Below are 10,883 nucleotides of genomic sequence, written 5' to 3' on the forward strand. Positions count from 1 at the left end.
CCGCGCACGCGGCCTGTTCACGACTGCCGCATCGGCTACGGCCTAGCCTGATCATCCAGTACGCAGTCCCCACGGGGAAAGGTTTGACATGATCAAGTGGGCCATCATCTTCGCCATCATCGGCGTCATTGCGGGCGTGCTCGGCTTCGGCGGCATTGCCGGCGCCGCGGTCGGCATCGCCAAGTTCCTGTTCTGGGCCGGCATCATCATCGCCGTGGTGCTGTTCCTGCTCGGCATGACCGTAGCGAAGAAGGTCAGCTAGCGTTGATCGCGCAGCAGCGTACTCAGTGTGCGATGCTGCGCGATAACAGATTGATCACCAGTACGCCAGCACAGATCAGGCCGATGCCGATCAACGCCGGTGCATCCAGGCGCTGCTTGAACACCACCAGCCCGATCAGCGAGATCAGCACGATGCCGACGCCGGACCAGATCGCGTAGGCGATGCCGGTCGGGATCGACTTCATGGTCATCGACAGCAGGTAGAAGCACAGTCCATAGCCGACCAGCGCGCCCAGTGTCGGCGCCAGCCGGCTCATGCCGTCGGATGCCTTCAGCAGCGACGTGGCAATTACTTCCAGCACGATGGCAGCGGCAAGGTAGAGATAGGGATTCATTGAGCGCTCCTGCTCACTGCGGGTCGCATAGTTTCAGGGCCTGTTCGGCCATCGCCAATGCGTTGGCGCGTTCTTCCTCGTCCAGCGGACGCCCATAGGCCGTGGCCCAGTAGCCATCGGCAGCGCAGCGCGCCGCATACAGTCGCGGATCGTTGGCTTCGCCGGCGAACTCGGCCAGCATCGCACGCTTCCAGGTACGCCAATGCGCGAGCAGGGCTGGTTCCATCAGGTTGCCCAGGGTCAGGCCGATGTCGTTGTCCTGTTCCTGCTGCAGCAGATGCTCGAAATTGGCCTGCACATAGGCGCGGCTGAAACGGCCATGCCCTTCGGGGTTTTCCTGCAGCAGGGCACGTACCCGCGCTTCGAATTCACCGATGAGCGCTCCGATGGCTTCATCCACCAGCGCCTGCTTGCTGCTGAAATGATGGAACAGCGCACCCTTGCTGACACCGGCGGCCCGTGCGACGTCCTGCACGGTCAACGCGGCCAGGCCATCTCGGCCGATCACTTCAATGGTGGCCTGCAGCAGTGACTGGCGCACGCTGTCGGGCGCCTTGCGGCGCGAGCGGGAGGGGGATGCGGACATGGCGGGAAGAAACCGACTGGACGGTACGATTGTAACGCAGGCCCGTGGTGTCACCGCGCTGCCGGCCAGGGCCGGCAGCGGAACCTTCATGCGTCGATGCGGGCGAAACGCGGCTGCGGTCCGTGTTCGCCCGGTACCTGTTCGACGAACATGGCATACGGGCGCACCCACAGGCCGCCTTCGCCATAGAGCGCGCGATACAGCACCAATGGCTCCAGCGTCTCGCTGCTGCGGACGATATCGAGCACTTCGTACTCGCCGCCCTTGAAGTGGCGGTAGCGACCCGGGGCCAGGGTGGGTAGCGGGCTCAGCTCAGCCATGGGGTGCGCGCCTCACTTGCGTGCCGGGCTGGCCGGCTTCGCGCAGTAGGCATCGATGGCCTCGGCGGTATTGGCCAGGCCCTGTGCCTGTGCCAGTTCCCACGGGCGTTCGCAACGCTGGCTGTGCTCGCACCACTGGTAGCCGGCCGAACCAATGCATCCGTGGGCATCGCGATCGCCGCCCACCTTCGGTATCGCAGACGAGGTGGGCGCCGCATCGGCACGTTCGGCGGCGTCGTGCTGGTTGGCGCACGCGGTCAGCACCAGCAGGGCTGGAATCAGAAGAAGCGCTTTCATCGGGCGGGCTCCGTGCCTAAAGCGACAGTGTCTGTCGCAAATAGCCCTCCAGCAAGCGCTCAGTGCATGGCGGCGCGGATCAGCTCTTCAATCAGCACCAGATAGCTGGCCACGAAATAGAACTTCAGCAGCGTCCAGCGCTGCTGCGAGAAGAAGGTGCGCATGTGGAAGGGGCCCCTGTTGGTGACGGTAGTGTGAAGCTCCGTCAACTCCGTGACAAGGGTCACGGAACGCCTTCACTAAACAGCCTCAGGGATGTGAGGGTTGGGAAGCGCCCGACCGAATCCTGAGGCATTTTCGTACAAATCTGATGGGCCATCTCCGACGCGATCGATAGCCTGAGGGTGTACTGGCACGTGGCCCTGCCGCCTGTCACCGCCTTTTTCCTTCCGCAGGAGCTTCTCATGGTCTTTACTGTCCAATGCACTGCCCGGCACTGGTCCGTGTTGCATCCGAAGGCGGGTGACGCCACCCGTTACGCCCGCGGTGCCGATGCCTTCGACGCGGCCGCTGCGCTGGCCCTCGAGCACCATCGTCGCACCGGCCAGCGCAGCACGGTCCGGGTCGAGGCGCTCGGCAGCACCGTGGATGCGCTCCATATCGGGGAGTGACGCCACCGGCCGAGGCGCAGTCAGCCACGGTTGAGTTGTTTGAATGGGGAAAAAACCGCCGTGGTGCGCCCCCCTGTGCGCCGCGCCACGAATCCCGGATGCTTGCGTCATCGTATTCATCCGGAGATTCCGATGGGCAAGGCACTCACCTGGCGCACCCTGGCCTGCACGCTGCTGCCGATGCTGGCAGCCGCAGGCGGCGCGCAGGCGCAGAGCTATGGCTACGGTTATGACGACGATCGCTATGGCGGTCGTGATGGCGGCGGCATCGTCCGCTGCGAATCGATCAAGAACCGCAGCAATGAATGCCGCCTGGAAGGCCGTGCCCGGATGATCCGCCAGTTGTCCGGTTCGCCGTGCGTGGAAGGCGAGACCTGGGGGCAATCGCGCTACGGTGTGTGGGTCACCCAGGGCTGCCGTGCCGAGTTCGTTGGCGAGTACCGCCGTGGCGGTGGCTGGGGTGGTGGCCATGGCAACGGCTGGGGCAACGGTGGCAATGGCTGGGGCGGGGGTGAGGTGATCACCTGCCATTCCAACGGCCACCGCCAGGAGTACTGTGATGCCCGCATCCGTCGTGGTGTGCGCCTGGTGCGCCAGGATTCACGCAGCGCCTGCATCGAGGGCCAGACCTGGGGCTGGAACCGTCGTGGCATCTGGGTCAGCGACGGCTGCCGGGCGCAATTCCAGGTGAATTGAGCTCGCCCATCGAAAATCAGAATAATCTGATACAGCTCACATTTTGAACGTCGTATCTTCTGTGATCAGGGCACCCCTGCGTGCCCCTGATCCGTCGCGATGAAGTCTGCCGTAACCGGCACGCGCGTCCCGCCACCGTCGATACGCTGCCTCAAGGAGTGAGCTGCATGTTGATCCGCCTGCAATGCGAGCAACGCCAATGGCGCGTGCTGCACCCGGACCGGCCGGAACCGATCGAGTTCCGCGATGGTGCCCGGGCCTACGATTTCGCTGAAACCCTTGCACGCCTCCACTTCGTCGACACCGGGCAGCGCGCTGCGGTGCGGGTGGAGGCCAGCGGCGCGTTCGTGGAAGCGGTCAGCTACGGCTGAGGGTTGGGGTTTCCGGCCAGATCATCGTTCCGGAGCCCGCCATCCACGCACGGCGTGGATCTACTTTGCATCTGTCTCCACGTATGGCGTGGATCGACCCCTGTTCCGCACCCCTGTTCCGCAGTAGATCCACGCCATGCGTGGATCTACTGATGGTGACCGGCCTCAGCCTGCCGCGCTGAGCGGCGGGGTCCCGGCAGCCAGCTGCGGCCAGCGTTTGAGCACCGCCGCGCGGATGCCCGCTGCATCGATACCGGCTTCGGCCAGCAGGTCCTCACGGCTTGCGTGGTGCTGGTAACTGTCTGGCAGGCCCAGGTGCAGGATCGGGCGCAATACGCCTTCGGCGTTGAGCAGTTCGCCGACGCCGGAGCCGGCGCCGCCGGCCACCACATTGTCTTCGATTGTGACCAGGCCCTCGTGCTGGGCGGCCACGGCCAGCACCAGCTCGCGGTCCAGCGGCTTGATGAAGCGCATGTTGACCACGCTCAGACCCAGTTCGCGGCCGACCTGCTCAGCGGCGGCGACGGTGCTGCCGAAGGCGAGCAGCGCGACGCGGCTGCCCTGCAGGCGCAGCTCGCCCTTGCCGATCGGCAGGGTGGACAGGTCGGTACCGGCGGCAACGCCGGTGCCGGTGCCGCGCGGATAGCGCACGGCAGCCGGGCCCGGATGCTGCAGGCCAGTGCTTAGCATCTGCCGGCACTCGGCTTCATTGGACGGAGCCATCACCACCATGTTCGGCACGCAGCGCAGGAAACTCAGGTCGAGGTTGCCGGCATGGGTGGCGCCGTCCGGACCGACCACGCCGGCGCGGTCGATCGCGAACAGCACGTCCAGGTCCTGGATGGCCACGTCATGCACCAGCTGGTCGTACGCGCGCTGCAGGAAAGTGGAATAGATCGCCACCACCGGCTTGCCGCCCTGGGTGGCCATGCCGGCGGCGAGGGTGACCGCGTGCTGCTCGGCAATTGCCACGTCGAAATAGCGCTGCGGGTATTCCTTGCTGAAACGCACCAGGCCGGAGCCTTCGCGCATCGCCGGGGTGATGCCGTACAGGCGTGGCTCGGCAGCGGCGGCATCGCACAGCCAGTCGCTGAACACATCGGTGTAGGTCGGCTTCTTGGCACCGGCCTTGGCCACCAGGCCCTTGTCCGGATCGAACGGGCCGACGGCGTGGTAACCGATCTGGTCGCCTTCGGCCGGCTCGTAGCCCTTGCCCTTCGTGGTCATCACGTGCAGCAGCTTCGGGCCCTTGGAGGCGCGCAGCGTCTTCAGCGTGGACAGCAGGGCCGGCATGTCGTGGCCGTCGATCGGGCCGGTGTAGTGGAAGCCCATTTCCTCGAACATCGTGGACGGCACGAACATGCCCTTCCAGTGTTCTTCCCAGCGCTTCACGAAGCGCGCCGGGTTGTTCTTCTTGTCGCCGAGGATCTTCTTGCCGCCTTCGCGCAGCGCATTGAGCGTGCGGCTGCCGGTGGCGCGGCCGAGCATCTTGGTCAGACCGCCGACCGCCTCGGAGATCGACATGTTGTTGTCGTTGAGGATCACCAGCAGGTTCGGCTCGGGCTCCATGCCACCGGCGTGCATCAGCGCTTCGAACGCCATGCCGGCGGTCATTGCGCCATCACCGATCACTGCAACGACCTGGCGGTTGTCGCCTTCGGACTGGCGGGCGATGGCCATGCCGAGTGCGGCCGAGATCGAGGTCGAGGAGTGGCCGACGCCGAAGGTGTCGTACTCGCTCTCTTCGCGCTTCGGGAACGGCGCGACGCCGTCCTTCTGCTTGACGGTGTGGATCTCGTCGCGGCGACCGGTCAGGATCTTGTGCGGGTAGGTCTGGTGACCGACGTCCCAGACCAGCTGGTCCTGCGGAGTCTGGTACAGGTAGTGCAGGGCCACGGTGAGTTCGATCACGCCCAGGCCGGCGGCGAAGTGGCCGCCGCTCTTGCCCACCGACTCGATGAGGTAGGCGCGCAGTTCGTCGGCGACCGCCCTCAATTCGGATTCTTCGAACGTGCGCAGGTCATCCGGTGTCTGGATGCGCGCGAGGCGGGGATAGCGGGCAGAGTCGATCATCATGTTCGCACTTGTTCTGAACGCCCATTTTCGCCCTCAAACGGGGGTGGGGCAAGCAAACGCCGCCGCCCGTGACAGGACGGTGAGGGTTGCATTTTCAGCGATTCAGGTGCTCAGTTTTGACCGCTTGGGCAATTGCGCCTTCAGGAAGGCCATCTGGTCGGCCAGGATGTTGCGGTTGGACAGGATCAGATGCTCGATCCAGCTGGGCCGGTAAGGCACCGCCAGCAACGGCATTCCGGCCTGCTGGGGGGTGCGGTCGCTCTTGCGCGAGTTGCAGTGGAAGCAGGCGGTGACCACGTTTTCCCAGCAGTCCAGGCCACCCTTGGACAGCGGCATGACGTGGTCGCGGGTGAGCGTGGGGCGGTTGAACTGCTGGCCGCAGTACATGCACAGGTGCGCGTCGCGGGCGAACAGGGCCGGGTTGGTCAGGTTCGGCGTGGGGTCGATCGCGCGGGAGCGGGCGTGGCCGCGGGCGGCGATGATCGGGTGCAGGTCCATGCCGCTCTGCAGGCCGCTGAAGCGGTTGGTGCCGCCGTGGATGTGCAGGCAGGGATCGCCGAGTGTCCAGGCGACGGCTTCGCGGGCGTAGAGGCACGCCGCATCCTGCCAGGTGATCCAGTCCAGTACGCGTCCGTGGGCATCAAGCGAGAGCAGCCGGACCGAACCGGGGCGATGCAGCGTCGTGGCGTTGGGCGATGCTTCGGCGCCCGGAGCAGAAAACGGAGCTCCGGCTTCGATCAGACCCAAGCGTGTAGTGTCTGTCTCCATCGGGAGAACAGCTTATACCTGAATGTTGACGATTTGTGTATCGCCCCGAGGGCGATGCCCAAATCGCAAGATTCAGGTCCACGCATTCCTCCTATCCCCCGCACCTGTCGGTGCACCCCCTTTAGCAACCCAGCCCGCCGTTGGCGCGCTGGGTTGCCCGCGCATTCTTCCTAATCCCCGCGCCTGTCGGCGCGCCCCCTTTAACAAAAGGGGGCTTTTCTCCAGATGGATTTCGGTGGTTTCCATCCACGCATGGCGTGGATCTACGGTGTCGACCAAGGTCGACACCTACCAGCAGCAGAAATCTGTCGAAGGCGGGGTGGGTCCGGTTGCGGGGGCGTGAGCGCCATGGATGGCGCGACCGAGGCTACAGGGACGTACTTGCGCCGTCCCCCGCAATTGGACCCACCTCGCCACCCCGCAGGAAGCCAGCTCTTGCCGTTGCCGTTGCTGTTGCTGTTGCTGTTGCGGGTGCCGGCCAGCGGCCGGCACTACCGCGGGTGCCGGGCGCAGCCCGGCTCAGGCGCCGAAGCGCTCGTCGTCCATCGCCATCAGCGGGGCGGCGCCGGCCTGGATCGCGGCGGCGTGGGCGAGGGTGCGCGGCAGCACGCGGGCGAAGTAGAACCGTGCGGTCTCGCGCTTGCCCTGCGCGAAAGCGGCGCCGTGCGCGCTGGCATCGGCGGCCGCCACGCTGCGGGCCCACCAGTAAGCCAGCACCACGTAACCCGAATAGAACAGGTAGTCGTAGCTGGCTGCGCCGAGTTCGTCCGGATTGGCGGCCGAACGCTGCAGCACATCCATGGTCAGCTTGCCCCATTCGGCGGCCTTGGCGCGCAGCGGGCCGATGAACTCGGCCAGCGCTTCGTTGCCTTCGTTGGCCTTGGCGAACGCCTCGATCTCGGCCAGCATCAGCTTCAGGCCGGCGCCCTGGCTGGACGCGGTCTTGCGGCCGATCAGGTCCAGCGCCTGGATGCCGGTGGTGCCTTCATATAGCGTGGTGATGCGGGCATCGCGGGCCAGCTGCTCCATGCCGTGTTCGCGGATGTAGCCGTGGCCACCGAAGCACTGCAGGGCGTTGTAGGTGTTCTCGATGCCCCATTCGGTCTGGCAGGCCTTGGAGATCGGGGTCAGGAAGCTCACCAGGGTGTCGGCGCGCTCGCGCTCGGCGGCATCCTCGGCGTGGTGGGCGACGTCGATCAGGGTGGCGGCGTGCAGGGCCAGCAGGCGGCTGCCTTCGACCAGCGACTTCACCGTCAGCAGCATGCGGCGCACATCCGGGTGGACCAGGATCGGGTCGGCCGGCTTGTCCGGGAACTTGGCGCCGCTCAGGGCGCGCGACTGCAGGCGCTCACGGCTGTACTTCAGTGCGTTCTGGTAGGCGCGCTCGGACAGGCCGATGCCCTGCAGGCCGACGCCCAGGCGTGCGGTGTTCATCATGGTGAACATGGCCTGCAGGCCCTTGTGCGGCTGGCCGACCAGGTAGCCCTGCGCACCATCGAAGTTCATCACGCAGGTGACCGACCCCTTGATGCCCATCTTGTGCTCGATCGAGCCGCAGCGCAGCGCGTTGCGCTCGCCGACGTTGCCATCGCGGTCGACCTTGAACTTCGGGGTGACGAACAGCGAGATGCCCTTGGCACCCGGGGGCGCGTCAGGCAGCTTGGCCAGCACCAGGTGCACGATGTTGCCGGTCAGGTCGTGCTCGCCGGCAGTGATGAAGATCTTGGTGCCGGTGATCGAGTAGCTGCCATCGGCATTCGGCTCGGCCTTGGTCTTGAGCAGGCCCAGGTCGGTGCCGCAGTGCGGCTCGGTCAGGCACATGGTGCCGGTCCAACGGCCCTCGATCAGCGGCTTCAGGAAGGCCTCGTGCTGCCAAGCCTCGCCGTGCTGCTTCAGCGCTTCGATGGCGCCGTGCGAGAGCAGCGGGAAGTTGCCCCAGGCCAGGTTGGCGGCGTTGATCATCTCGTTGAGCGGCACGCCCAGGGTGTGCGGCAGGCCCTGGCCGCCCAGCTCCGGCGAGGCGGTCAGGCCGGTCCAGCCGCCATCGACGAACTGGTCGTAGGCCTGCTTGAAGCCGGGCGGGGTGGTCACTTCACCGGTGGCCTGGTCGAGCACGCAGCCGATCTCGTCGCCGACGCTGTTGAGCGGGGCCAGCACGGTGGCGCTGAAGCGGCCGGCTTCTTCCAGCACGGCATCGACCACGTCGGCGGTGGCGTCGGTGAAGCCCAGGCGGGCGAACAGGGGTTCGACCTTGAGCACATCGTGCAGGGCGAAACGGAGGTCGGAAAGCGGGGCAGTGTAGCTGCTCATCGGTACGTCTCGATTTGATCAGGGACAGGGGGAGCGGCGCCGGGCGCCGCGGCGGAAAGCGGGAGTCAGCGCAGCACGCCCGGCAGGCCCGGGGCCTGGTTGAGGGTGCTGCGGCTGCTGATGTCGAAGCTGCGCTGCTTCTTTTCCTGCGGCGTGGCTGCCACCGTTCCCTTCAGGCCATAGGCCAGGGTGCGGTTGCTGGCCAGCGCATCGGCCACTACCAGGCGTGCGGCCGAGCTGGGCACCAGATTGACCTGGATGACGTCGGCCGAGGTGCCGCCGATGGAAATGCCCGGCGTGGCCTGCAGGGTGCCGGCGTCGCTGTCGCCGACGGTCAGCGCCAGCGCGACGTCATCGAAGGTCATGGGCATGGAGCTGTAGTTCTGCAGGCGCAGGGCTACGGTCCAGTTGCCGTCGGCGCGCACGGTCAGCTGCTGCAGGCTGGCCGCCGGTTCCGAAACACGCTTGACGATGCCGTTGTTGCAGGCAACAAGGGCGAGGGTGCACAGGACGATCAAGGCGATACGGAAGCGGTGGAGCATGGGCGCAGGTCCTCTGGAGGGGTGCGTTGGATAAGCATACTACGGCGTATGTTCGTTTGGATCGCCTGTGGCGACCCGTCGCAGAGGGTAGCGCGTGAAGATGGCGGCCGGGCGTGCGCGGCGCCGGATGGCGCGCGCGTGGTGCGCCGGATGCGGCGCGGTTCAGTCGGCGGGCGTGTCGCGAATCGGAGCCATCAGGCGCAGTGGGCCGAGGTCGTAGCCCATCGTCTCGGCTTTCTCTTTCAACTGTTCGAACCGGGCGCGATCCATTTCCGGCAGGCGCGAGAGGATCCACAGGTACTTACGGTCCGGCTCACCGACCAACGCCCACTGATAGTCCGGGTCCAGTGCCAGGACCCAGTAGTCCGCCCAGACCAGTGGCACCCAGCTCAGCCAGTCCGGCACGAAGCGCACCTGCAACTGGCCGGGATGGCCGGCAACCGGGCGTGCCACGCCTTCAGCAACCACGCGTTCTCCGTCGCCGTTGCGGCAGGCATTGGTGACACTGATGCGGCCATCGCGGCGCAGCCCGTAGTTGGCGGTGATCTCGCCGACGCACTGCTTCTGGAACGACACCGGAAGATGCGCGATCTCGTGCCACTGGCCTGCGTAGCGGTCGATGTCCAGCGTGTCGACTGCGCGCACCGGTTCGGCGGCGATCACCGGGGAGGCGGCCAGCAGCAGGCAGGCAAGCAGGGTGGGGCGCAGAGGCATCGGCAGGCTCCAGGCAGGAGTCCTGAGCTTAGGCGAGCGGCCACGGGCGCGTGTAAAGGTTCCATGCGCCGGCACCATTGCCGTCGTCAGTTGCGGCTACTGCTCGAACGGGCGTTGACTGCGCTCGTCGCCGTCAAAGGTAAGTGTCCGCGTATGCAACGTGCCGCTGCCCATATCCCATTTGAAGGTGTCCAGCCCTCCGCCGCCAGTTCCCTTGGAATGCAGGCGTACTGTGCCGCGGGTCAGATTGTCGGTCAGCAGCAGTTGCGCGGAGCCGTCGGCGTCCACACGGAGTCCGGCCCGGTCCCGCCACCGGTCCTCGCCCTGTCCCTTCGGGGCGTCCAGAGCAAGAGCGACGCTGTTGTCCTCGAACGTGCTCAGGCCGCCTCGCTCGGCGCCGGAAGCGTCGAAAATCAGGATGCCGGCAGCGCGGCTTCGTCGCCCTTCTTCTACGCTGTCCTGGCCAATCTCCACCCGTACCACGCCGTGCTCGTCGAGTACCTGCAGCTGCCGCGTGCTCAAATGATCGACGTGTAATGGGGCATCGCGCTGCGAAAGCAGCCAGGCCGTGACTGCGGCCAAGCCAAGCAACAATACGGACAGCCCGGCAACCAGCCATTGCAGGCGACGCAGCGATTGCCGTAGTTGGGACAGGGAAGGGGTGTCATCCATGTCATCAGTGCTCCATGCAGTGAACCAAGGACGGTACTACAGAGACGGCAGGCACGGTCGCGCAAAAAAAAGACCTGCATTTCTGCAGGTCTCTAAAGATGGTGGCCGAAGACGGAATCGAACCGCCGACACGGGGATTTTCAATCCCCTGCTCTACCAACTGAGCTACTCGGCCAAATTGTGTGGCAACCGTGATCAAACCCGGTTTCCGGAAAAAAAAGACCCGCATTTCTGCAGGCCTTCGAAAGTGGTGGCCGAAGACGGAATCGAACCGCCGACACGGGGATTTTCAATCCCCTGCTC

Annotated in this window: 14 protein-coding genes and 1 tRNA gene; 4 read left to right on the forward strand and 11 right to left on the reverse strand. The window is 65.8% G+C overall.

Features of this window, described 5'->3' with window-relative positions; all coding sequences use genetic code 11:
* The first annotated feature begins 88 nt into the window (after positions 1-88).
* Positions 89-262 (forward strand): DUF1328 domain-containing protein, encoded by a 174-nt coding sequence (locus R1L06_RS17085; protein WP_006380555.1) that lies wholly within the window; start codon positions 89-91, stop codon positions 260-262.
* A gap of 22 nt (positions 263-284) precedes the next feature.
* Here R1L06_RS17085 and R1L06_RS17090 read toward each other — a convergent pair whose 3' ends face one another.
* The 4 genes from R1L06_RS17090 to R1L06_RS17105 form a co-directional block, all read right to left on the reverse strand.
* Positions 285-617: an SMR family transporter gene (locus tag R1L06_RS17090; protein WP_317218284.1), complete on the reverse strand. Its 333-nt coding sequence runs from the start codon at positions 615-617 to the stop codon at positions 285-287.
* A 13-nt stretch (positions 618-630) separates the two neighbouring features.
* The gene (locus R1L06_RS17095; protein WP_317218285.1) at positions 631-1,203 is read right to left on the reverse strand and encodes a TetR/AcrR family transcriptional regulator; all 573 of its coding nucleotides are present in this window, start codon (positions 1,201-1,203) and stop codon (positions 631-633) included.
* 86 nt (positions 1,204-1,289) lie between these two features.
* Entirely contained in the window at positions 1,290-1,523 is a 234-nt protein-coding gene (locus tag R1L06_RS17100) for a DUF1653 domain-containing protein (protein WP_049423874.1), read from the reverse strand.
* 12 nt (positions 1,524-1,535) lie between these two features.
* Positions 1,536-1,820: a hypothetical protein gene (locus R1L06_RS17105; protein WP_317218286.1), complete on the reverse strand. Its 285-nt coding sequence runs from the start codon at positions 1,818-1,820 to the stop codon at positions 1,536-1,538.
* A gap of 404 nt (positions 1,821-2,224) precedes the next feature.
* Here R1L06_RS17105 and R1L06_RS17110 point away from each other — a divergent pair, with 404 nt between their 5' ends.
* The 3 genes from R1L06_RS17110 (at position 2,225) to R1L06_RS17120 (ending at position 3,498) form a co-directional block, all read left to right on the forward strand.
* Positions 2,225-2,431, forward strand: a complete 207-nt coding sequence (locus R1L06_RS17110; RefSeq protein ID WP_049423877.1) for a hypothetical protein — start codon at positions 2,225-2,227, stop codon at positions 2,429-2,431.
* A 132-nt stretch (positions 2,432-2,563) separates the two neighbouring features.
* Positions 2,564-3,127 carry a DUF3011 domain-containing protein gene (locus R1L06_RS17115; RefSeq protein ID WP_049401711.1) on the forward strand — a complete coding sequence of 188 codons (564 nt, stop codon included), beginning with the start codon at positions 2,564-2,566 and terminating at the stop codon, positions 3,125-3,127.
* Positions 3,128-3,294: 167 nt separating this feature from the next.
* The gene (locus R1L06_RS17120; protein WP_005417823.1) at positions 3,295-3,498 is read left to right on the forward strand and encodes a hypothetical protein; all 204 of its coding nucleotides are present in this window, start codon (positions 3,295-3,297) and stop codon (positions 3,496-3,498) included.
* Positions 3,499-3,663: 165 nt separating this feature from the next.
* Here R1L06_RS17120 and dxs read toward each other — a convergent pair whose 3' ends face one another.
* The 7 genes from dxs to R1L06_RS17155 all read right to left on the reverse strand — a co-directional run bounded on the left by dxs (position 3,664) and on the right by R1L06_RS17155 (position 10,755).
* On the reverse strand, positions 3,664-5,571 hold the full coding sequence (dxs, locus tag R1L06_RS17125) for a 1-deoxy-D-xylulose-5-phosphate synthase (protein WP_317218289.1): 1,908 nt from the start codon (positions 5,569-5,571) through the stop codon (positions 3,664-3,666).
* Positions 5,572-5,676: 105 nt separating this feature from the next.
* The gene (locus R1L06_RS17130; RefSeq protein WP_019336875.1) at positions 5,677-6,342 is read right to left on the reverse strand and encodes an HNH endonuclease; all 666 of its coding nucleotides are present in this window, start codon (positions 6,340-6,342) and stop codon (positions 5,677-5,679) included.
* Positions 6,343-6,861: 519 nt separating this feature from the next.
* Positions 6,862-8,652 (reverse strand): acyl-CoA dehydrogenase C-terminal domain-containing protein, encoded by a 1,791-nt coding sequence (locus tag R1L06_RS17135; RefSeq protein WP_317218287.1) that lies wholly within the window; start codon positions 8,650-8,652, stop codon positions 6,862-6,864.
* Between the two features lie 65 nt (positions 8,653-8,717).
* On the reverse strand, positions 8,718-9,194 hold the full coding sequence (locus tag R1L06_RS17140; protein WP_121504553.1) for an LEA/WHy family protein: 477 nt from the start codon (positions 9,192-9,194) through the stop codon (positions 8,718-8,720).
* A 162-nt stretch (positions 9,195-9,356) separates the two neighbouring features.
* Complete coding sequence (locus tag R1L06_RS17145) at positions 9,357-9,908, reverse strand: lipocalin family protein (RefSeq protein ID WP_032130303.1); 552 nt, start codon at positions 9,906-9,908, stop codon at positions 9,357-9,359.
* 96 nt (positions 9,909-10,004) lie between these two features.
* Positions 10,005-10,580: a hypothetical protein gene (locus tag R1L06_RS17150; protein WP_317218288.1), complete on the reverse strand. Its 576-nt coding sequence runs from the start codon at positions 10,578-10,580 to the stop codon at positions 10,005-10,007.
* A gap of 99 nt (positions 10,581-10,679) precedes the next feature.
* Positions 10,680-10,755 (reverse strand) — tRNA-Phe (locus R1L06_RS17155).
* Between the last annotated feature and the right edge of the window lie 128 nt (positions 10,756-10,883).

Origin of the sequence: Stenotrophomonas mexicanensis (assembly GCF_032911605.1) — a bacterium.
Taxonomy (GTDB): Bacteria; Pseudomonadota; Gammaproteobacteria; order Xanthomonadales; family Xanthomonadaceae; genus Stenotrophomonas; species Stenotrophomonas maltophilia_A.

Coding starts and splice junctions, on each gene's coding strand:
- R1L06_RS17085 (WP_006380555.1), top strand. CDS start 89: ATGATCAAGTGGGCCATCATCTTCGCCATCATCGGCGTCATTGCGGGC.
- R1L06_RS17090 (WP_317218284.1), bottom strand. CDS start 617: ATGAATCCCTATCTCTACCTTGCCGCTGCCATCGTGCTGGAAGTAATT.
- R1L06_RS17095 (WP_317218285.1), bottom strand. CDS start 1,203: ATGTCCGCATCCCCCTCCCGCTCGCGCCGCAAGGCGCCCGACAGCGTG.
- R1L06_RS17100 (WP_049423874.1), bottom strand. CDS start 1,523: ATGGCTGAGCTGAGCCCGCTACCCACCCTGGCCCCGGGTCGCTACCGC.
- R1L06_RS17105 (WP_317218286.1), bottom strand. CDS start 1,820: ATGAAAGCGCTTCTTCTGATTCCAGCCCTGCTGGTGCTGACCGCGTGC.
- R1L06_RS17110 (WP_049423877.1), top strand. CDS start 2,225: ATGGTCTTTACTGTCCAATGCACTGCCCGGCACTGGTCCGTGTTGCAT.
- R1L06_RS17115 (WP_049401711.1), top strand. CDS start 2,564: ATGGGCAAGGCACTCACCTGGCGCACCCTGGCCTGCACGCTGCTGCCG.
- R1L06_RS17120 (WP_005417823.1), top strand. CDS start 3,295: ATGTTGATCCGCCTGCAATGCGAGCAACGCCAATGGCGCGTGCTGCAC.
- dxs (WP_317218289.1), bottom strand. CDS start 5,571: ATGATCGACTCTGCCCGCTATCCCCGCCTCGCGCGCATCCAGACACCG.
- R1L06_RS17130 (WP_019336875.1), bottom strand. CDS start 6,342: ATGGAGACAGACACTACACGCTTGGGTCTGATCGAAGCCGGAGCTCCG.
- R1L06_RS17135 (WP_317218287.1), bottom strand. CDS start 8,652: ATGAGCAGCTACACTGCCCCGCTTTCCGACCTCCGTTTCGCCCTGCAC.
- R1L06_RS17140 (WP_121504553.1), bottom strand. CDS start 9,194: ATGCTCCACCGCTTCCGTATCGCCTTGATCGTCCTGTGCACCCTCGCC.
- R1L06_RS17145 (WP_032130303.1), bottom strand. CDS start 9,908: ATGCCTCTGCGCCCCACCCTGCTTGCCTGCCTGCTGCTGGCCGCCTCC.
- R1L06_RS17150 (WP_317218288.1), bottom strand. CDS start 10,580: ATGGATGACACCCCTTCCCTGTCCCAACTACGGCAATCGCTGCGTCGC.